The organism is Shewanella xiamenensis (genome assembly GCF_024971755.1).
GTDB lineage: Bacteria > Pseudomonadota > Gammaproteobacteria > Enterobacterales > Shewanellaceae > Shewanella > Shewanella xiamenensis.
The window spans coordinates 785,089-806,522 of sequence record NZ_CP079718.1 but is presented as its reverse complement, the minus strand read 5'-3'; the positions used below and the strand labels follow the sequence as shown (position 1 = coordinate 806,522).

Genomic DNA, 21,434 nt, shown 5'->3' with positions numbered 1-21,434 from the left:
ATTTATTCTGTTGATTGAATATTGCTTTGGTTAATATTTAACTTGCTTGGCTAAATGTGTCAACCCCAATTTTTTTCATGTTCCTTAATATATCTGCTGCAAAATGGCAGAAACAGATATGTTTGTCTCAAGGTTGTATTGTTAATCCCTTGCAATACAAGATAAATAAATTAAATGCTGCACCTCAAACTTTTAACAAAAAAATCATTTTTTATGCAAAAATAACCTGAGACACGTTATAATCCTCGCCCGAAGTTACGGATACTAGAATAAATGCACGGTATGGAGCAAAAAATGGATTTTCGCGTCTTAGCGCTGAGCCTATTATTGTGGCTTGTGCCATTATGGGCTTGCGCTAATGAGCAGTTAGATAAATTGACATGGGAAGTTTATCAGTATCCAACAAAGGCTTTGGCACAAATTACCGCATTAGAAAAACTGCAATCCACTCAATCCACTGATAATAAAAACGATATCGATAGGCTCCGCCTCAGTATATTGAAGTGTCAAAACCTGTTACAACTCGGTGAAAATGAAGCGGCGATTAATCTTGCGCAAATGGGTGAAGCCCATGCTAAACAGCTTAAATTAGATCAAGCACGCCCCTATTTTTTGAATTGTCAGGCCGATGCCTATCTAAATTACGACAATATTAAAGATGCATTACCCATACTGGACTCCGCAATCACTCTTGCTAGACGCTACCAGCAACCCCAAGCCCTTATCGATGCACTCCGCTTAAGAGGGCAACTGGATACCAATACGGAGAATTTTTCCTCCGCAATTGAAGATTTACGCATCGCTATTGATATCTATCCCGATATCCATACTCAAACGCAAAATTGGGTCTGGCCGCCAGAGGGATATGTCTATGCTGCGATGGGGAATTTACTCTATGCCACCGAAGATTTACCCCAAGCCATGTATTACGCCAAGCTCGCGCTAAAAAGCGCTGATGCCCAAGGAAAAGTCCGGCATATATTACTGCGAAATGCCGCGCGGATTGCACTAGATAATGGTGAGCGTGAATACAGCGATCAACTAGAAAAACAAGCCAAAACTTTACTACCAGAAATAGGCTCCCCACTTGAACTCGCCTACAGCTATGCCATTCTGGCTTCAATTTCCCTTGATAAAGGCAAAATTGATACAGCCGAAGAGTATATCTCCATTGCAATGAACACTTTTAAGCAGCAAAAGCAACAGGTTGCCATGATGCGTTCGACTCGTTTACTCGCTCAAGTACGATTTGCACAACATAGGGATGAAGCAGCGCTAACACTCATGCACTCTGCCATTGAACAAGGCGAAACGCTTAAGCAATATACTGATCTTAAATGGTTTTATGGTATATTGAGTGATTATTACCACACTCAAGATAACTACAAACTCGCCTACGAATTTTTACAAAAGCGCTTCGATGCCGCAGAACTGGCTAACGAATCAATAAACAACATGCGAATTTTGCAGTTTAAAGCCAGATTAAATCAGCAGGGATTACAGCAACTCAGCGCAGATGATCCACAGAGCAATCCCACCTTAATGGATGAGCTGAATGTAGATTGGGCCTTTAGTACCTTGTTTTTAGTGAGCATGACACTCTTAGGTGGCGCCATTTGGTACTTTATTGATAAGCAAAATAAACATGCCCCATCACCTGACACCAAATCCAAGCGCCTTGCACCTATTCAGCAGCTTGAGCTCACCCTGCATAGTGCCAAACAGGGCGCTTATCCACTGACATTATTACTTTTTAATGCTAGCCAAATTCGCCAAGTCGATCTGCCAACCTTGATCGATAAATTACAAGATAAACTCCGTGAGCAAGACATACTATTACGGTATTCGATGGATGAAATTGTGATAGTGCTACCTTACACCTCCGCCCGCGGCGCACAACGAGTCGTCAACCAATTAACGCCCACAATTCAAACATCACAAGGATCAAGCAAGGTCAATATCGGGATTGCAGTGATGCAACAGTTTGATACTTTGGATTCTTTAGTGAAACGTGCCAATATCAATCAACTCAGCAAACTCAAGGTGACCGATACACAAAGCGACTACTCCCCCGCTAAATAAGCCGCGATTTCATCAAGGAACTCACCGCCAAATCGACTGAGTTTACGTTCCCCCACGCCATTAACTGCCAGCATTTCCCCAGGGCTTGTCGGCATCATAGCCGCCATTTCCGCTAAAGTAGCATCGTTAAACACCAGATAAGGCGGCACATCCTGCTCTTCGGCAATGGTGCGGCGCAGTGTTTTAAGGCGGGCAAATAACTTGCGATCATAGTTAAGCGGCACTCTCGACTGTGTCGTTTTACGCTTTATGCTGGTGAGTTGGATACGCGGCTCAGCCAACATCAACGCCACCTCTCCCTTCAATATTGGCCTTGCAGAGGGATTTAAGGTGATGGATGAGCCACGAGTAATATCTTGACTCGCTAAGCCTAAATGGATCAGTTGGCGAATAACACTCAGCCAATACTCATGGCTCTTATCTTTACCAATCCCCCATGTACTGAGCTTATCGTGGCCACGGTCAACAATCGCGGCCCCCTTGGAGCCACGCAACACTTCAATCAAATGATTAATACCAAAGCGTTGCCCGAGACGATAGATGCAAGAAAGCACCTTCTGCGCATCTTCGGTGCCGTTATAACGCTTAGGCGGGTCAAGACAAATATCACAGTTACCACAGGGTTCTAATGCGCTTTCATCGAAGTAATGCAACAGCACTTGGCGCCGACAGGTTTGCGCCTCGGCAAAGGCGGCCATGGTATTGAGTTTATGGAAATCCACCTGCTGCTGCGGCCCTGGCTCCGATTGCTCGATAAGATGGCGCACTCGACCAATATCAGCGGGATCGAACAGCATAAAGGCTTCGGCCTCGAGTCCATCACGGCCCGCTCGGCCAGTTTCTTGATAATAAGCTTCGATACTCTTCGGGATATCGTAATGCACCACAAAGCGCACGTTGGATTTGTTAATCCCCATACCAAAGGCGACGGTCGCAACGACAATATCAATTTGATCTTTAAGGAAGCTATCCTGCACTTCGCCGCGCTCTTCTGCCGTCATGCCCGCATGGTAAGCCTTAGCATGAAACCCTTGCAGGGTGAGCCTTTCTGCCACCTCATCCACGCGGCGTCGACTGCTACAGTAGACAATGCCGCTACTGCCATTTTGTTGCAGTAAAAACTGTCGTAATTGATTCGCGGCATTGAGTTTTTCGGCAACCGTATAGCGAATATTGGGCCGATCGAAACTCGATAGTAATTTAAAGGGATTAATCCCTAGGCGCTCGCAAATATTTTGTCGCGTCGCCTGATCCGCGGTGGCGGTGAGCGCCATCATTGGCACATGGGGAAAAAGCTGCTTTAACTGCCCAAGGGCGGCATATTCGGGTCTAAAATCATGCCCCCACTGGCTGATGCAGTGCGCCTCGTCAATAGCAAACATCGACAGCGGCAGTGACTGCATGCGCTCGATAAAATCAGCCGTTAGCAACCGCTCGGGGGACACATACAGCAGTTTGAGCTCGCCGCGATGCAACTGCCTAAGCACCTCTACACTCTGCTCCCGCGGCTGCGATGAGTTTAAATAAGCGGCATTAACCCCCGTCTGTAACAGGCTGTCGACCTGATCTTTCATCAATGAAATCAGTGGTGAAACCACGATAGTGATGCCAGGCATCAGCAGTGCGGGCAACTGGTAACACAGACTCTTACCGCCGCCGGTGGGCATGATCACCAGGCAGTCCTCACCACTGCATACACGTTCGATAATCTCGCGTTGACCGTCCCTAAAGTCACGGTAACCAAACACCTGCGCTAGGCGTTGGGACAGCGGATCATCATGTATGTCGAGTAACTGAGTTTCCATGGATCTTCTAGCTAAAAAGTAAGGGCGCCTATTCTAAAGGACAGAATCGCTCCTGTCTTGCGCCATCTTGCCCAAACTGACCCACGCTAACAACCAGAGGATAGACTTAGCCTACTTCCACTGCTCATCACAACACCGAAGACGATTTGCCAGCACAGCGGCTTAAGTTGCATTAGGCATAGGCTTAGCGGTAGATTAATTGCTCTAAGTCGAATGCCATTACGCACACTTCGACCCTATTCTAAGAAGCCCTACAGCCTACAAGGACGAACTGCATGACAAACCCAATTCAAGCCGAAGTACTCAAACGTGTTGCCGAAGTGTTTGACCAGCACGTGCCGTTTCATAATTTATTGGGTCTGGATATCAAGCGCTACGACATAGATGGCGTTGAAGTGGTGATCAATATGAAGCCAGAGCTCATTGGCAATATTCATCAACAAATTCTCCACGGTGGTGTCACCGCCACAGTGCTTGATGTCGTAGGAGGGCTCACCGCCTTTGCAGGACTGGTCGCTAGCCGTGATGATTGGACGCTTGAAGAGTTACAGCAACGGCTGCAAACCTTAGGCACTATTGATATGCGTGTCGATTACCTGCGCCCCGGGCGTGGACAGATTTTCACTGGCACTGGCAGTGTGATCCGAGCTGGCAATCGCGTCTCGGTCTGCCGAATGGAGTTACACAACGAGCAAGGAACCCATATCGCCTTCGGCACTGGCACTTATATGGTGGGATAGTCCGTTGTCACCCATGGTTTTTCAAGATTTCTTTATCGCATTCAACATCAATAAACAAAAGGGAAACACCTTGATTATTCAGGTTTTTCCCCTATTCTTTTTGTTGAGCACTCGCCATTAGAGACATCCTGTAACGAAAAAGGCGGCTGTACACACCTTGAGTCAATTCCCATAGCCTCCTACAATCGCCGTCCTGTTGTCCTTCGAAGATGTCTCATGCCTGATACCGAATACCGCAAAGGGATCCTACTTGCCGTCAGTGCTTACTGTATGTGGGGATTTGCGCCCTTATATTTCAAACTACTCCACCATGTTTCGGCGACCGAAATTTTACTGCATCGGGTGATCTGGTCATTTGTATTTATGGTGATCATCATGCTGTTTATCGGTGGCTTTGGAAAACTGCGCCAGCTGTTTAAACAGCCAAAACAGCTACTCGTACTCACCATCACCTCCCTATTAATTGCAGGTAACTGGTTGATTTTTATCTGGGCAGTGAATAATGATCATATGCTCGATGCTAGCCTAGGCTATTTTATTAACCCATTACTCAATGTGCTGCTCGGCATGCTGTTTTTAGGGGAAAGATTACGTAAGTTGCAATGGTTTGCTGTCGCGCTGGCGAGTACTGGCGTGCTGATCCAATTAGTCTCATTCGGCTCAATCCCCATTGTCTCCCTCGCCTTAGCGGGCACCTTCGGGGTATATGCTCTGCTACGTAAAAAGGTCAACGTGGATGCTAAATCGGGTCTGCTAGTCGAAACCGCCATTCTGCTACCGGTCGCATTGGTTTATCTGGTTGCGACCTTAGATAGCGCCACGGCGAATATGCTCACCAACGATTGGCACCTTAATTTATTGTTGATGGCAGCCGGGATTGTTACCACGATTCCACTATTGTGTTTTGCTGGTGCAGCGGTACGCATTCCATTGTCTATGCTCGGCTTTTTCCAATATATCGGCCCGAGTATTATGTTTATTCTCGCAGTAACCTTATTCAATGAACCCTTCGATGCAGAGAAGAGCATCACCTTTGGTTTTATCTGGAGCGCCCTGCTGGTGTTCACCTTCGATATGGCCTATAAACGCAAAACGGCGCGATAATATCGCGCTGTAGCCAATGGTTACAAAAGTAGTGGTAAGTGTACTGGACCTGCTACTTTTGTAGTTGGGCTAAAAATTTCTCGCCCTCGGGTACAGATAAGAGCAGATTGTAGCCTCGCGTCGTTGGCACTAACACTAGCTCGGATTTATCCGTCACTGCCACAAATGCCTTGCCCTTCCCCTTCAAATTAAACCAGCCGAGTTGAAACCCTGGCATACCGATACCATTGGTTTTAAAGCTGGGTACCAAATCCGCCTCCAGCTTCAAGTCGATAAGACGCGCCTGCTCGACTAACAGTTCGGAACGCGCTAATTGCACTTTATAGAAGGGAATATCGAGTTTTAGCTCGGTGTCGGTTAGCGCGATTTCAGCATTATGGGATTGATAAAACACCCAAGAAAATCCGCCAATCATTACTAACAAGATGCCTAAGCTCGCAGATTTAGCCACTTTCGGCATAGGTTTAACCCACAACATCCACAGTACGCCAGCTAAACCTAACAGCAAGATAATAAAGCTTAAAATTGAAGTTTGAGTCAGAGGCGCGAGGGAGAAAAACTGAGTCACCATGGTGGGCAGTCCTTAAGGAAGAAAAGCTTAATCTGCCAACAAAGACATATTATGTCAACAAAAATGCCAGCGCTAGGCTGGCATCTTATCAAGCGTAAAAAGCTTACAGATCAAGGGCGAGAATTTTAGAGCGGCGCTGATAGTTATACAGCTGCTTTTTCTTCTGTGGCAATGCATCAACATCTTCGATCACAAAGCCATGTTCTAAGAACCAGTGAATGCTGCGGGTAGTCAAGGCAAACAAACGGGAATAACCCCGATGACGCGCCTGACCTATGATGTTTTTCAGCAGCAGACTGCCCCTATCCGCATCACGATAATCAGGGTGCACCACAAGGCAAGCAAACTCACCGGCATTATCTTCTTCGAACGGATACAGAGCCGCGCAGCCAATCACTAAGCCGTCTCGCTCAATCAACATAAACTGCTCGATCTCAATCTCAAGCTGCTCACGACTCCGGCGCACCAAAATCCCTTGCTCTTCCAGAGGACGGATTAAATTCAATATGCCGCCAATATCGCTAATCGATGCGCGGCGCAGGCGCTCAGCGCTCTCTGTTACGATTTGCGTACCTATGCCTTCGCGGGAGAACAACTCCTGCAGCAAGGCACCATCATCAAGATAGCTAACCAAATGACAACGGGGCACCCCATTACGGCACGCATCAATACTTGCCTTGAGGAAAGCCATCGTGCCCACACAGGCAGAACCTTGCTCAGCAAGCTTAGTCAGAATATTTTGCGCATCATTTGGCATTAATTCAGCAATCACATCACCATTGCGATCGAGAATGCCGTTTTGCGAACTAAAGCCAATCATCTTGTCAGCCTTCAGCTTGATAGCAACCTGAGTGGCAATCTCTTCAGCCGTGAGGTTAAAGCTTTCGCCAGTGACGGATGCAGCAATCGGCCCCATCAACACGATACAGTGGTTATCGAGCTGACGCTTAAGCCCTTGAGTATCGATACGGCGCACTTTGCCGCTTAGACAAAAATCCACACCATTATCGACGCCCAGTGGCTGAGCAATCACAAAGTTACCGCTGACTAAGTTAATTTGCGCACCTTGCATCGGCGTATTGCTTAAACTCATCGATAAACGCGCGGTAATATCAAACTGTAATGCACCCGCGACTTGCTTAATGACTTTGAGTGAGTCTTCATCCGTGATACGTACACCTTCGTGGTAGGCAGGTTCAATCCCATTGGCGGCTAACGCTGCATCGATTTGCGGCCTCGCGCCATACACCAACACCACTTTAATACCCAAACTGTGTAACAACGCCACGTCATTCAAAATGCCGCGAAATTGATTTTGTGCTAAAGCCTCGCCACCCAACATCACCACAAAGGTTTTCCCTCTATGGGCATTAACGTAAGGGGCGGAATGACGAAATCCATCAACCAGTTCAGTGGTACGCACGCGTTGTTTACACCTCATATTTAAGCTGGTAACCCCAAAATGGCTTACCAGGAGTGAATAACGAAAACCCGCGTATAGTATTGCATTTTAATTCACCAATAAAGAATTTATTCTCATTAAAATGCAGTTTTAATACAATAAAGTGCTTATATTTTCAAAAAATTGCACTTTTGATAAATGATCACATTTTTTTAACTAGATATGCTTTAGTCGCACTCGCCAAGTATGGGACAGATTTATCTCATCTTGATGACGAAAAGCCAAAAAAAAAGCCCCTTAGATAAGGGGCTTTTCTCGAAACACTAAACAAGGATTACTTGATTTTTGCTTCTTTGTAGATAACGTGCTGACGAATAACTGGATCAAATTTTTTGATTTCCATTTTTTCTGGCATGTTACGCTTGTTTTTTTCAGTTGTGTAGAAGTGACCAGTTTTAGCTGTAGAAACTAATTTGATCTTCTCACGATTACCTTTAGCTTTAGCCATGATCTATTACACCTTCTCGCCACGGGCACGAAGTTCAGCAACAACAACTTCAATACCTTTCTTATCGATCAGACGGATACCTTTAGTAGATACACGTAACTGTACGAAACGTTTTTCTTCTTCTAACCAAAAACGGTGGTTTTGTAGGTTAGGTAAAAAACGACGACGGGTCGCGTTTTTTGCGTGCGAACGGTTGTTACCAACCATCGGCTTCTTGCCAGTAACTTGGCATACTCTTGACATGTCAATCTTCTCCAAAAACAATTTTAACGCTCGAGCATTAATGTGCCTCGTATGGCCGTCGCCCGAGGCACAAAGAGGGCGCATTTTATACACGATCACAGAGTGAAGATCAAGTGTTAGATTAATTAATCCAGCCTCGTTCCGCGAAGGAAACTATCTCTCGATCACCAACAACCATATGATCCAACAGGGATACATCTATGGTTGCCAACGCATTTTTTAATCGCTCAGTTATTCGTCTGTCAGCCTGACTGGGCTCGGCAATACCAGACGGATGATTGTGACACACTATGACGGCAGCAGCCTTTTTCTCCAGCACTAAGCTCACCACTTCACGTGGGTACACTGAGGCTGAATCTATTGTTCCGCGGAATAATTCGACGAACTGAATCACTCTATGCTGGCTATCCAGCAGCAAAATTGCGAACACTTCATAGGAGCGGTCAGCTAATTGTCTCATTAAATAATCCCGAGTTAAATCGGGATTTGTCAAAACCTGACCTCTCTGCAGGTTTTCTTGTGCCACACGCCTCGCTAATTCAGCCGCGGCTTGAAGCTGGGCGTATTTTACAGGTCCCACGCCAGGAAGTCGACACACCTGATGCTTTGGTGCACAAAGTAAGCTTCTTAAACCACCAAATTCTTGAATAAGTGAGCGGGCAAGGTCTACGGCATTCAGCCCAGACAGGCCATTACGCAACAACACCGCCAGTAATTCGGCATCCGAGAGATGACTAGCGCCTTTTAGCAATAACTTATCCCGCGGCCCTTCGCCCTCTGGCCAATCCTTAATCGCCATGTGACCTCCTGTCGTCGCATATTTTTACTTTAGCAAGTATGGACGAGATTTTTTGAACTGGGACAGTCACGCCAATTCATCGCTTTGTGGTATGGTTGGCGACATTATTTCAATCTCGGATGATGTCTGTGAGCCTGATAACGAAAAACGTCCTGCTGGGTATTGGTGGCGGCATTGCGGCCTACAAAAGTGCGGATTTAGTGCGCCGCTTAAAAGAACGCGGCTTTGATGTACGTGTGGTCATGAGCCAAAGTGCGATGGAATTTATTACCCCACTCACACTGCAAGCCTTATCAGGACATCCTGTATCATCGAGCTTACTCGATCCCGCTGCCGAAGCGGCGATGGGGCATATTGAACTGGCGCGCTGGGCCGATTTAGTCATTATCGCCCCTGCAACGGCGAATTTACTGGCCCGTATCAATGCAGGCATGGCGGATGAGCTTATCACCACCACTTGTCTTGCCACTGAAGCGCCAATTGCGCTCTGCCCTGCGATGAATCAGCAGATGTATCGTAATCTCGCCACTCAAGCCAATTTAGCCAGTTTACAAAGCCGTGGTTACACCCTTTGGGGACCGGCAAGTGGCAGTCAAGCCTGCGGTGAAGTGGGCCCAGGCCGCATGCTCGAACCGCTCGAAATTGCCGAACTTGCGAGTCGCTTTTTTGCAACAAAAGATGTCTATGCTGAACAGGAATCACAACCGCTAGCAGGCCAATCGGTACTGATCACCGCAGGCCCAACCCGCGAAGCCATCGACCCTGTACGCTATATCTCTAATCACAGCTCTGGCAAGATGGGCTTTGCCTTAGCGAAGGCCGCGGCCGATATGGGCGCCGATGTGACCTTGGTCGCAGGACCCGTAAATTTAGCCACGCCTGAAGGGGTGAGGCGCATCAATGTCGAATCGGCACAGAATATGCTCGATGCTGTGATGGAGAATGTTGATAATAAAGATATTTTTATCGGCTGTGCGGCGGTTGCTGACTACCGAGTCAGCGATATTGCCACCAGTAAAATCAAAAAGTCAGCGGAAGAAATGCAACTTGCGCTGGTGAGGAATCCTGATATCTTAGCGACGGTCGCAAGCTTGGCAAACCGTCCTTTTATGGTGGGATTTGCCGCAGAAACCCATGATGTAGAGACCTACGCCCGCGATAAACTCAAACGTAAAAATTTGAATATGATCGCGGCAAACGATGTATCCGTTGCTGGTCTAGGCTTTAACGCCGATGCCAATGCCCTGCGCGTATTCTGGCCACAGGGTAGTCAAGATTTGCCTGCTACCGATAAACTCACGTTGGCTCGCCAATTACTTTCGTTGATAGTGAAAGAAAAACAACACAAATGAAAACACCGATTGAATTAAAGATCCTCGATTCCCGTATTGGCTCTGAATTCCCGCTGCCTGCCTATGCCACACCAGGCAGCGCAGGCATGGATCTTCGCGCCATGATAGATACCACAATGACCATAGCCCCAGGTGAGACGCAGTTAATCCCCACAGGTATCGCCATCCACGTAGCCGATCCAGGCCTTGCCGCCGTGATCCTGCCCCGTTCAGGCCTTGGCCACAAACACGGTATCGTCCTTGGAAATCTGGTTGGGCTTATCGATTCGGATTATCAAGGTCCCTTAATGGTCTCTTGTTGGAACCGCAGCGATACCCCATTTACCTTAGAAATCGGTGATCGTCTCGCACAACTGGTGTTTGTCCCTGTGGTACAAGCACAATTCAAACTCGTTGATGAGTTCGATAGCTCAGACCGTGGTGAAGGTGGATTTGGCCATTCTGGCACTAAATAACCTGAATCGTTATTGAGCGAAGGATACTGCAATGGCTGTAAGCCCAAAAATTAATCGTCGTGAACACATACTGCAATGCCTAGCACAAATGCTAGAAACCAGCCCAGGACAACGTATTACCACCGCTAAACTCGCCTCAGAAGTCGGCGTATCGGAAGCGGCACTCTATCGGCACTTCCCGAGTAAAGCGCGGATGTTTGAAGGGTTAATTGAGTTTATTGAAGAATCATTACTCTCCCGTATCAACATCATCATGGATGATGAAAAAGACACCATGAAACGCTGTCAATTAGTACTACAGTTGTTATTGATTTTCGCCGAACGTAATCCAGGGATCTCGCGCGTCCTCAATGGTGATGCGCTTTTAGGTGAAAATGAGCGTCTGCGTAGCCGCATTAGTACGCTATTTGCAAAAATAGAAACTCAACTTAAGCAAATTTTGCGGGAAAAGACCCTGCGAGAAGGCAAAGGCTTTAATTTAGATGAGGCTATTTTAGCTAATTTGCTGTTAGCCTTCGCTGAGGGACGAATTGCTCAATTTGTCCGCAGCGAGTTTAAACTCAAACCGACTCAGCACTTCGATGAACAATGGCGCTTTATTCAGCATCAGCTGTTACAAAGCTAATGATTTATCAACATAAAGGACGGTAATCACCGTCCTTTCTTTTATCCCGACTTCTTGTATCAGTAGTGCTTTTGCTTTAATCTTGTTTACACATTGTTAAAACTAAAACCACAATAATATTACAAGGATGTCAGATGAAATATTTGCCATTTGCTGCATTGGCCGTAATTTGCTTACCCATCATGCCAATCAACACATTCGCGGCTGAAACATCGGCCAAGAATGCATTATCACAATCACAATTATTCAGTCGCGGTGATGAGTACGCTGATGTGAAAATATCACCTACCGGCAAATACTTAAGTGCAATTACCAGTGTTGAGGGTAAAAATGTACTCATAGTATTAGATGCTCAAACCAAAAAACTGCTGAATGCGATTCGCTTCCCAAGCAACGCCCAGGTAGGCACCTATGAATGGGCCAATAGCGAGCGTATTGTACTGGCAAAAGAATACCTTAAGGGCTGGAGCGATGTGCCCCAATACTACGGCGAATTAATGGCGGTCAACGCCGATGGTTCTCGCCCTAAATATCTCTTTGGATATAACAGCGGTGAGCAACAGACAGGTTCAAATATCAAGAAAAACACAGCCATAAATGCCACAGCATTCATTCTGGATCCTCTTCCGGATGATGAACGCTATATGCTGGTCAATGCGCTCCCATGGACTGGTGCCCCAGACTTGAGTGAAACGCCTCAGGATGTCTACCGCGTTGACCTTTTTAGCGGGGTGCGTAAACGCATCACAGGCTCTCCCATAGGCCAAGCTCGCTTTATGACCGACCATGATGGTGAAGTCCGCTTTGTGGCAGGAAAAGACAGCAAAAACATCACTAAAGTGTTTTACCGCAAAGATGGCGAGTGGATAAATACCGATAAACTCAACCTTGGCTTAAGTGATTTTACACCGATCTCCTTCGCTGATAATAAAAATACCATCTATGCTGCGGGTCGAGTAGGCACTGAAACCTTAGGCGTCTATCGCATCAACCTCGAAACAGGCGAGAAGGCCGAGATCATTCAAGATGAGGTCGTTGATCCCAATAACTTCTGGATCAACGGTACCAATAAGCAGCTTTATGCCGTTGAGTTTGAAAATGGCTATCCAAGCTATGCCTTTGTGGATAACAACGACAGCCACGCCAAACTACTTAAGGATTTAATTGCTGCCCTACCTGGGCATCAAGTACGGATTGTCAGCGAAACCCGTAATGGTGAGCAATTGGTGGTGATTGCATTTAATGACCGCAATCCCGGTGATTACTATGTGTTTGATACGAAAAAGCTCAAGCTAGAGTATCTATCCGCCGCCCGTAAATGGCTCGACCCAGAGCAAATGGCGGAGGTCAAACCTATTAGCTTCACTAACCGCGATGGCCAGAAAATACATGGCTATTTAACCTTACCCTTCGGCAAAGAAGCCAAAAATTTACCCTTTGTCGTTAATCCCCATGGCGGTCCCCATGGCATTCGTGACTGGTGGGGATTTGATCCACAAAATCAATTACTTGCTCAAAACGGCATGGCGGTGTTGCAGGTTAACTTCCGCGGCTCAGGTGGTTATGGTGAGGCCTTCCAGCAAGCTGGCTATCGAAAATGGGGCTCCGATATTCAGCACGACATAATAGACGCAACTCAATACGTCATTGACCAAGGCTTTGCCGATAAGGAACGGGTATGTATCGCTGGCGGTAGCTTTGGCGGCTATAGCGCACTACAAAGCGCGGTATTGGCGCCCGATATGTTTAAATGCGCGGTAGGGGTTGCCGGTGTGTATGATCTGGAGTTGATGTTTAATGAAGGTGACATCGCCAGAACACGTTCAGGAACAAGCTATCTTAAGGACGTACTTGGCCAAGATAAAGCCACCCTAAAAGCCATGTCTCCCTCTGAAAACGTTGCTAAATTAAAAGCGAACCTCTTACTCGTTCACGGTGGTGAAGATGAGCGAGCGCCAATTGAACAGTTGGAATCACTCGAAAAAGCCCTCAAAGCCCATAATTATCCCTACCAAAAACTGGTGATGGATAGCGAAGGTCATGGTTTTTATAACGATACTCATAGAGCCAAGTATTACGATCAGATGCTGAGCTTCTTAAAAACTAACCTAAAACTTTAGTACTCACTAAAATAACTAGGGCGTGTTGACGTTTCGAGATTAAATTTTGTTCGTTCTGGCAAGCACGTGCTCGCGAAACGAGGAATGATGTGTAGTTATTCTACTCAAATGACGAGCGGCTCTTATGACTGAAAGTAAGAGCAAGGGCTTGCCAGACGAACCCTTCGGGCAGCATTTGGCTGGCTTTTCTGCCGCGTTATCGTCCGTTTATGTAGAATAACTACACTGCACGGACTTTGCCTTGCATAAAAGCCAGCCACATTGCTGCAAAAATAACCCTGAAACGTCAACACGCCCTTCTATCTTCATCAAGATAATGATGTTTTAGCGCCCCAAGGAGCCGATAATCGATAAGGACTATCGGCTTTTTCATCTTCAGCGTAAGCGTTTTTTGGTATGAATTATCCGCAATTCGCGCTATTCTGCCCCACCTTGTTCTTGTCCAAGTGACAACGAATCGATTTATACCCTAGCGCGCCTGATTGCTGATATTCAGCGACCAGTGCTAGGTTTTCAGTGATAGCCGCTACTGAAGTAGTGGAGGATAAAAATGTCATTAAGTGAAGCAGCAGTAAAAGTACAGGCCGCCCTACAAGAGCGCGGACTTGAAACCCCCATGCTCCCCAGTGTGTTTACTCCTGAAGAGCGTAAGGACAAGATTGAACACCATATGAAGGAAATTCTGACGCTCATGTCACTGGATCTTTCTGATGACAGTCTTGCCGATACCCCACGCCGCATCGCCAAAATGTATGTCGACGAAATCTTCTCCGGTCTAGATTATGCGAACTTCCCGAAGATCACTGTGATTGATAACAAAATGGGCTTTGATGAAATGGTGCGCGTACAGGATATTAGCCTGACCAGTACCTGTGAACATCACCTTGTCACTATTGATGGCACGGCAACCATTGCGTATCTTCCACGTAAAAAAATTATTGGTTTATCAAAGATTAACCGCATTGTACGTTTCTTTGCCCAACGTCCTCAGGTACAAGAGCGTTTGACTCAGCAAGTGTTAGTCGCGCTGCAGACCTTGCTCGAAACTAAAGATGTTGCGGTTAAAATGGATGCGGTGCATTACTGCGTAAAATCCCGCGGCGTAATGGACTCCACCAGCTCAACCACCACTACGGCCTTAGGTGGCATTTTTAAATCCAACCCCGCGACCCGCGCCGAGTTTTTACACCAGTCGAAGTAAGACCTTACTTTGTGTGAGATATAAGAAAACGCTGCGACAGGATCGCAGCGTTTCTGTTTTAGCGGTTTATAACACGCTAAGCCTTATTAGGCCTCGATGCCATACTGCTCACGGTACTGGCTTACCGCTGCTAGTTGCGCTTCCATACCTGGTTTTTCAGATAAAAAGCTGATCAGATCCGCAAGCTTGATAATCGCCACAATACCACAGCCAAAATCACGCTCAACCTCTTGGATGGCCGACAATTCGCCCTTGCCCTTTTCTTGTCTATCCAGCGCAATTAATACGCCAGCGAGCTGCGCTTGATGAGCTTCGATGATTTCCATCGACTCACGGATCGCCGTTCCCGCAGTGATCACATCATCCACCAGCATCACCCGACCTTTAAGCTCGCTACCGACTAAGCTACCGCCCTCACCGTGATCTTTTTTCTCTTTACGGTTAAAGCAGTAAGGAATATCGATATTGTGATGTTCGCACAAAGCCACCGCTGTCGTGGTCGCAATCGGAATACCTTTGTAAGCTGGGCCAAACAACAGATCGTACTCTATGCCAGAATCCACTAACGCCGCCGCATAAAAACGCCCTAAACGCGCTAAATCACGGCCAGTATTGAATAGGCCAGCATTAAAGAAGTAAGGACTGATACGGCCCGATTTAAGGGTAAACTCGCCGAATCGCAACACCTGACGCTCAAGGGCAAATTCAATAAACTCACGTTGATAGGCTTTCACAATCTCTCCTTACGACTTTAACGTTCTATTTTTATTGGGTTATAGCAATATTGATTTAATAAAAAGCCCCATAACGGGGCTTTTTATCAATAACAATTAATTTAATGCGGCTTTCTGCACATCGACGATTTCGCGAATACTGTTCTTCGCTAAACCAAGTAGCTCAATCAACTCTTCGTGAGTAAACGGCTCACCTTCGGCAGTGCCTTGAATTTCGATAATCTTACCGGTTTCTGTCATTACCACGTTCATATCGGTTTCGGCAGCGCTGTCTTCAACATACTCTAGGTCGCTTATCGCTTCACCGTTGTAGATACCCACGCTGACCGCAGCGATTAAGAACTTAAGCGGGTTAGATTTAATAATGCCTTTACCACGAGCCCAGTTAAGCGCATCCACTAAGGCGACACAAGCACCAGTGATTGACGCGGTGCGAGTACCGCCATCAGCTTGGATCACATCACAATCGATGACAATGGTGTTTTCACCCAGCGCTTTCATATCCACACAGGCACGCAACGCACGGCCGATAAGACGTTGAATTTCTTGCGTGCGGCCAGATTGCTTGCCGCGAGCGGCTTCACGGTCCATACGACTATGGGTTGAGCGTGGCAACATGCCGTATTCCGCCGTCACCCAGCCTTGACCCTGACCTTTAAGGAAACGCGGTACACCTTCAGTAAAACTGGCGGTACAAAGCACTTTAGTTTCGCCAAATTCGACTAACACAGAACCTTCGGCATGGGCCGTAAATTGGCGAGTGATAGTAATGGGGCGTGTTTGTGCTGGCGTTCTGTTACTTGGACGCATGCGAAATTCCTGTATTCTGAGTCATTGACCGATTTTGGCTGCATATTATAGGGTTTTGTGCCTATAGATGCCATGCTTAGGGTGATTCTCTAGCAAACTCGTCACACAAACACCTAATCCCACTCGCTATTGGTGGTATGCCTTTAATCCTACAGCCATTGACTCTATAATCGCCTCTCATTATGACGATTAAACCACTAGGACAACCCATGATCCAAAGCATGACAGCCTACGCTCGCATTGAGCACAAAGCACAATGGGGCACTGCCTCTTGGGAAATTCGCTCAGTCAACCAGCGTTATCTCGAAACTTACCTACGTCTGCCAGAACAATTCCGCAGCTTCGAGCCCGTTTTGCGCGACCGCCTGCGTAAACGCTTAAGCCGCGGTAAAGTCGAGGTCAATTTACGCTACGAATTAGCCGATAACAGCAATAACGAACTTAAATTAAACCAAGGGTTAGCCAAGCAGCTACTCGACGCCGCCAGTTGGCTAAAGCAAGAAGCTGGACAGGGCGAAGTCAACCTCACCGATATTTTGCGCTGGCCAGGAGTACTTTCTAGTGCAGAGCAGGATATGGACGCAGTTGGTGCCGATTTAATGACCGCCTTCGACTTAGCTATCGACCAATTCATTGAAGCCCGTGGCCGTGAAGGCGCAGCCATCAAAGACATGCTCTTAAGCCGTTTAGACGGCGTGAGCGAGCAAATCGGTGTCGTGCGCGAGCACATGCCTAAAGTCATGGAATATCAGCGCGATAAACTCACCAATCGTCTCGCCGAAATCAAAGGTGAACTCGATCCCGCCCGCATCGAGCAGGAGATGATCTTATTAGCGCAAAAACAAGATGTGGCTGAGGAAATGGACAGGCTCGAAGCCCATGTTAACGAAGCCCGCCGCATCCTCAAAAAAGGCGGCAGCGAAGGTCGCCGTTTAGATTTTATGATGCAAGAATTTAACCGCGAATCGAACACCCTCGCCTCTAAATCCATCAGCACCGAAATCACCGCCGCCGCCGTCGAGCTCAAAGTGCTCATCGAACAAATGCGCGAGCAGATCCAAAACGTTGAATGATATCCACAACCATCCATTTAGCATCATTAACCATTGTTTTTAATCAATTTTAGCATATAAACTGTCTACTAACATCCATCTATACCCACCACTACCCACCACCATATGGTGGGTATATTGGTGGGTATGCTACAATAATCCCGATCGTCAGTGGTGGGTATTATTGGCTTTCATAAAAGCAACCTTAAGGTCATGATGGGGAAAGGATTTATGGGAAACCTGACAGTAAAAGAGATTGAGTCCAAGGCAAAAGGAGAGCAAGGCCGGTATGCAGATGGAAACGGTCTGTATTTTGTTGTCCCAAAACTTGGCGTTCCATATTGGATGCTCCGTTACACGGCACAATCTAAACGCAAAGAAATGACCTTAGCAAAATACAGTGATATGTCTCTTGCTGATGCGCGTGCAGAAGCTGCTACCAAAATGAAACAGTTTCGCGATGGTCTCGACCCGCTCGTAGCTAAAAAACGTGCAGAGCAATCTCAAATCAAAACTGTTGATGATCTCTTTGCCGATTGGCATTTAGGTAACGTTAAAAGACTCAAGCACCACGAAATCCCCGAACGTATCTACCGTAAAGACATTGCTCCCCATATAGGCAGCTTCAACGTCGATAGCGTCACAGCCAGAGACATAAAGGCTGTATTACAAGCCATTGCAGCCACTAACCGCCCAGCAATAGCTAACGATGCTCTAATGTACTGCAAGCAGCTTTTTAATCACGGCATAAAGCTGGATCTGCTTGGCGCAAATCCCGCAAGTGCATTTTCTATATCAGATGCTGGTGGCTTAGAAAAAAGTAAAGACCGCGCTTTAACGTTAGAGGAAGTCACCACGTTTTTTAAAATCGCTAGGGAAAATAGTAACAGCTTTAGCCGTGACAACTATCTAGCCTGTGCACTACTGATTACATTGGGAGTACGTAAGTCTGAGTTGGCTGAAGCGCCTTGGAAGGAGTTTAATCTTGATGAAAAGGTGTGGAATCTGTCCAAAGACAGAAGCAAATCAGGTGTGGGTATTGCAATTCCATTGCCTCCCATAGTGATGGGATGGTTATATGAGTTAAAAATTAGAGCACATGACTCCGAGTATGTCTTCCCAAGCAGACGCTCCAGTAAAAATCCCCATATGGGCCCTGATACGCTAAACCGAGCAATCACTAAACTATTTGGCCACGAAGCTGGTAAGAAAAAACAGCCCACAAACTTAATGGGTGATATGCCCCACTTCACTGTGCACGATCTACGTCGTACCTGCCGCACCCTGCTTGCAAAACAAGGAACGCCAGGGCACGTTGCAGAGCGTTGCCTTAACCACAAACTAAAGGGTGTTGAAGGGATTTATAACCAGCATGATTATTTCGATGAGCGAAGGGAAGCGTTAGAAAAACTGTCGCAATATTTGAATAACATTATAAATAATCCGATTATTGGGAATTAACTATGCTAAATCATTGCAATATTATTGAGTTTCATATTATAGTCTTAACGGATTTTTTAAAGAATTACAATTAATCAATACAGTACTAATAATTAAGGATGAAATATGTACGATCGTAAACGCGTATACTTTAAAAGTAGCGAAAAACAGTTATTTAACTCATGCCTAGATGCTGTGAAAAATTTAGGTTACTCTGCAAAAGTTCTTCCAGGCAATCTTTTAGAAATTAATGCTGGAGGGTTATTTTCAAAGAAAAAAATGATAATTGATATTGATAAAATTGAAAATGAAAATGCATATGTACTCCCACAATATATAGATACAGATGAGAGCGTTTATCTTGATAATGCATTTGAAAAAATAATTAATAAAATGAGACAAACAACGGGCTAATCTAATATTAACTTGATAACACATTAATGATGATGGTGTTAAAATCACCTTAAATAAAATGTATTCAGCACCATCATCAAATTATCAAGTTCATTTAGCCTTGCTTTATAACCTTTCCAGAATTAAACAAGCTTCACGATTTAGTTCAATAAACTCCAGCCAACTATATTGTGTCTTATAATTCAGCAGATATTGTTTATTAATCTGACAAATCAGAGGGCGTGATTCATATATTGTGCATAATTTTGATTCTGTATGATAGTACTGACAAATGCCGTCACCTCGATCGAGAAACTGTGTTTCAATTGCGCTGCCTACGTTACGACAGCAGGCTCCACACTGATTACAGGGAAATTCAGGACTTAAAGTCATAGCTTACTTAGCCAATTGCGTACGGAATCGATATTCCCTGATTCAAATGGGAGCGTGATATTGCGACGCTTAACTTCAGCATGTAGTAATAGGCCACGTTCAATTTCACAATTTACGGCCTCCAGATGTTGGGTAAAATGTTCCAACTCAGACACATCAATAGTAAATTCAAGAGCATAAAGCTCCGATAAATAACGATCCAGTTCTGCGTTAATCTGTTGATAATACTCCAGTGCCAGCTGGTATTTACTTTTAAAGTTATCCAAAAATGCCCAAACTTTTTTCATTAACTCACTATGTTCAAGAAAATATCCCATTACCAAAGTTAACAAACCTGTGGCCAACGCACTACAAAAAGCAGCAAGTTCTGGACCGAAAGGGAAAATGAAAATTTTTGCCAACATTTCATTAATTATCACCCCCACAGCTACAGCAACACCAGCGGCTAGAAGCTTACATACCGCTTTAGTTAATTGCCCAGGTGATAAATCATCTGGGTTAAATACTATAATTTTTAAAGCCTGTACTAAGTTATTCCACATTTCGCGAATCAACCGCACAATCATCTTCTTCGTGGTAAAAATAATATTGAAAAGCGTTGTTGTGACACTAGATAATATGCCGCCTATTGCTCCATCTTTAAACGAAATTAGAAAGGAGCTAAATTTTGCTTGTATCCGCTGCCAAATAGCATGAAATGCCTCTTTAATTTCAGCTAGAAAATCTCCCGCATCAAAAGCTTTACGGTGTTTTTCGAATATCACAGGGATTCGTTCGCGCAATTCAAACCACAACTCCGCCAAAACTAGCCCCAACATTTGTCGTGTTCCCATGCGAACCGCATTATTTAATGTGGCACTAGTAACTTCTTTAGCGAACTTACTGCTAGTGTAATATTCTTTATTGATAATTGAATTATATTGATCGCGAGCCTTTTTATCAGCTTCTTTCATTTTTTCAAAGTCAGCAGCAGCTTTATTTTCTAGCTTATTAAGGTGTTTTTTCTCTTCATCCGTTAATGTAGGTTGACTACGTAACTGTGCAATGCCTTTTTCTGTTTCAGCATATTGCTCTTGTAACACATGGATAAAAGAGTCCATTGTTTTCGCTTTTTTTGCCTTATTTAATGATTCATTAGTGAAGACAAGATTAGAAGAGTTATTAGCAAGATTTGCACCATTACACTCAGCAAGAATTCGACCTGAATCATTGTGGATCTCATTCGCGGAAATAATGTGGTCAAGGTTCTTTTTGCCATTAGCAACAAAATACTCGCCAGTATAGTGATCACGCAGCGTACCCTCCGCGTGTGCCGTTTTTCCAACTCGGTTGGTGGCAATGTAGTTTTCGTGGCTATGGTAATGATGCGAATTATATCCCTCACGTTGCTCATAGCGTTCGCGTTCTACATCAGTTGCATATACTCCTTGGCGCACATTTTGAATGGTATTAACATCACCACCATCCTTATCGTTCAGTAGAAGAAAATCCAAACCAAATGAGGTAGTCAGGCTTTTCACTACTGTCTGATGCAACTCTTCAGTCCAATCAAATTTAGTGGCATTCATTTCATTCTGTCCGATTTATAGCAACGCAGGGCTTAGA

21 protein-coding genes are annotated in these 21,434 nt (G+C 45.6%); 11 read left to right on the top strand and 10 right to left on the bottom strand.

What is annotated here, in order from left to right:
• Nucleotides 1–294: 294 nt before the first annotated feature.
• A complete protein-coding gene (locus tag KXJ80_RS04630; RefSeq protein WP_218737918.1) occupies nucleotides 295–2,082 on the top strand; it encodes a diguanylate cyclase domain-containing protein in 1,788 nt (595 codons plus the stop codon).
• Here the strand turns inward: KXJ80_RS04630 and recQ are convergent.
• On the bottom strand, nucleotides 2,064–3,887 hold the full coding sequence (recQ, locus tag KXJ80_RS04625) for a DNA helicase RecQ (RefSeq protein ID WP_047534485.1): 1,824 nt from the start codon (nucleotides 3,885–3,887) through the stop codon (nucleotides 2,064–2,066). The genes KXJ80_RS04630 and recQ overlap by 19 nt on opposite strands.
• 275 nt (nucleotides 3,888–4,162) lie before the next feature.
• On the opposite strand from recQ, the gene KXJ80_RS04620 reads away from it, so the two are divergent.
• Nucleotides 4,163–4,627: a thioesterase family protein gene (locus KXJ80_RS04620; protein ID WP_218737917.1), complete on the top strand. Its 465-nt coding sequence runs from the start codon at nucleotides 4,163–4,165 to the stop codon at nucleotides 4,625–4,627.
• Nucleotides 4,628–4,843: 216 nt separating this feature from the next.
• Complete coding sequence (gene rarD / locus KXJ80_RS04615; protein WP_037422891.1) at nucleotides 4,844–5,731, top strand: EamA family transporter RarD; 888 nt, start codon at nucleotides 4,844–4,846, stop codon at nucleotides 5,729–5,731.
• Between the two features lie 52 nt (nucleotides 5,732–5,783).
• Here rarD and KXJ80_RS04610 read toward each other — a convergent pair whose 3' ends face one another.
• The 5 genes from KXJ80_RS04610 to radC form a co-directional block, all read right to left on the bottom strand.
• A complete protein-coding gene (locus KXJ80_RS04610; protein ID WP_047534474.1) occupies nucleotides 5,784–6,302 on the bottom strand; it encodes a PH domain-containing protein in 519 nt (172 codons plus the stop codon).
• Between the two features lie 103 nt (nucleotides 6,303–6,405).
• Nucleotides 6,406–7,725, bottom strand: coding sequence for an amino-acid N-acetyltransferase (gene argA, locus KXJ80_RS04605; RefSeq protein ID WP_055647679.1), 1,320 nt, complete (start codon nucleotides 7,723–7,725; stop codon nucleotides 6,406–6,408).
• Between the two features lie 313 nt (nucleotides 7,726–8,038).
• Complete coding sequence (gene rpmG, locus KXJ80_RS04600; protein ID WP_006079871.1) at nucleotides 8,039–8,212, bottom strand: 50S ribosomal protein L33; 174 nt, start codon at nucleotides 8,210–8,212, stop codon at nucleotides 8,039–8,041.
• A 6-nt stretch (nucleotides 8,213–8,218) separates the two neighbouring features.
• A complete protein-coding gene (gene rpmB, locus KXJ80_RS04595; RefSeq protein WP_006079870.1) occupies nucleotides 8,219–8,455 on the bottom strand; it encodes a 50S ribosomal protein L28 in 237 nt (78 codons plus the stop codon).
• Between the two features lie 121 nt (nucleotides 8,456–8,576).
• On the bottom strand, nucleotides 8,577–9,254 hold the full coding sequence (gene radC, locus KXJ80_RS04590) for a RadC family protein (protein ID WP_011073923.1): 678 nt from the start codon (nucleotides 9,252–9,254) through the stop codon (nucleotides 8,577–8,579).
• Between the two features lie 119 nt (nucleotides 9,255–9,373).
• Here radC and coaBC point away from each other — a divergent pair, with 119 nt between their 5' ends.
• The 5 genes from coaBC (at nucleotide 9,374) to folE (ending at nucleotide 15,007) form a co-directional block, all read left to right on the top strand.
• Nucleotides 9,374–10,606: a bifunctional phosphopantothenoylcysteine decarboxylase/phosphopantothenate--cysteine ligase CoaBC gene (coaBC, locus tag KXJ80_RS04585; protein WP_203433707.1), complete on the top strand. Its 1,233-nt coding sequence runs from the start codon at nucleotides 9,374–9,376 to the stop codon at nucleotides 10,604–10,606.
• Nucleotides 10,603–11,061: a dUTP diphosphatase gene (gene dut / locus KXJ80_RS04580; protein ID WP_011624324.1), complete on the top strand. Its 459-nt coding sequence runs from the start codon at nucleotides 10,603–10,605 to the stop codon at nucleotides 11,059–11,061. Before coaBC ends, dut begins: the two co-directional genes overlap by 4 nt.
• A gap of 31 nt (nucleotides 11,062–11,092) precedes the next feature.
• Nucleotides 11,093–11,686: a nucleoid occlusion factor SlmA gene (slmA, locus tag KXJ80_RS04575; RefSeq protein WP_011073926.1), complete on the top strand. Its 594-nt coding sequence runs from the start codon at nucleotides 11,093–11,095 to the stop codon at nucleotides 11,684–11,686.
• Nucleotides 11,687–11,820: 134 nt separating this feature from the next.
• Nucleotides 11,821–13,806 carry a S9 family peptidase gene (locus KXJ80_RS04570; RefSeq protein WP_218737916.1) on the top strand — a complete coding sequence of 662 codons (1,986 nt, stop codon included), beginning with the start codon at nucleotides 11,821–11,823 and terminating at the stop codon, nucleotides 13,804–13,806.
• A gap of 550 nt (nucleotides 13,807–14,356) precedes the next feature.
• Nucleotides 14,357–15,007 carry a GTP cyclohydrolase I FolE gene (gene folE / locus KXJ80_RS04565; RefSeq protein ID WP_037422910.1) on the top strand — a complete coding sequence of 217 codons (651 nt, stop codon included), beginning with the start codon at nucleotides 14,357–14,359 and terminating at the stop codon, nucleotides 15,005–15,007.
• Nucleotides 15,008–15,093: 86 nt separating this feature from the next.
• Here folE and pyrE read toward each other — a convergent pair whose 3' ends face one another.
• Together pyrE and rph are read right to left on the bottom strand one after the other, a co-directional pair.
• A complete protein-coding gene (pyrE, locus tag KXJ80_RS04560) occupies nucleotides 15,094–15,741 on the bottom strand; it encodes an orotate phosphoribosyltransferase (protein ID WP_218737915.1) in 648 nt (215 codons plus the stop codon).
• Nucleotides 15,742–15,837: 96 nt separating this feature from the next.
• Complete coding sequence (gene rph / locus KXJ80_RS04555; protein WP_011073930.1) at nucleotides 15,838–16,551, bottom strand: ribonuclease PH; 714 nt, start codon at nucleotides 16,549–16,551, stop codon at nucleotides 15,838–15,840.
• Nucleotides 16,552–16,760: 209 nt separating this feature from the next.
• Here rph and KXJ80_RS04550 point away from each other — a divergent pair, with 209 nt between their 5' ends.
• The 3 genes from KXJ80_RS04550 to KXJ80_RS04540 all read left to right on the top strand — a co-directional run bounded on the left by KXJ80_RS04550 (nucleotide 16,761) and on the right by KXJ80_RS04540 (nucleotide 19,457).
• Nucleotides 16,761–17,624, top strand: coding sequence for a YicC/YloC family endoribonuclease (locus KXJ80_RS04550; RefSeq protein ID WP_218737914.1), 864 nt, complete (start codon nucleotides 16,761–16,763; stop codon nucleotides 17,622–17,624).
• A 210-nt stretch (nucleotides 17,625–17,834) separates the two neighbouring features.
• Nucleotides 17,835–19,064, top strand: a complete 1,230-nt coding sequence (locus KXJ80_RS04545) for a tyrosine-type recombinase/integrase (RefSeq protein WP_218678261.1) — start codon at nucleotides 17,835–17,837, stop codon at nucleotides 19,062–19,064.
• A 105-nt stretch (nucleotides 19,065–19,169) separates the two neighbouring features.
• Nucleotides 19,170–19,457 carry a hypothetical protein gene (locus KXJ80_RS04540; RefSeq protein ID WP_218678260.1) on the top strand — a complete coding sequence of 96 codons (288 nt, stop codon included), beginning with the start codon at nucleotides 19,170–19,172 and terminating at the stop codon, nucleotides 19,455–19,457.
• Between the two features lie 105 nt (nucleotides 19,458–19,562).
• Here KXJ80_RS04540 and KXJ80_RS22485 read toward each other — a convergent pair whose 3' ends face one another.
• Both KXJ80_RS22485 and KXJ80_RS04535 read right to left on the bottom strand, forming a co-directional pair.
• A complete protein-coding gene (locus tag KXJ80_RS22485) occupies nucleotides 19,563–19,829 on the bottom strand; it encodes a YkgJ family cysteine cluster protein (RefSeq protein ID WP_218678259.1) in 267 nt (88 codons plus the stop codon).
• Complete coding sequence (locus KXJ80_RS04535; protein WP_218678258.1) at nucleotides 19,826–21,397, bottom strand: hypothetical protein; 1,572 nt, start codon at nucleotides 21,395–21,397, stop codon at nucleotides 19,826–19,828. Before KXJ80_RS04535 ends, KXJ80_RS22485 begins: the two co-directional genes overlap by 4 nt.
• Nucleotides 21,398–21,434: the final 37 nt, after the last annotated feature.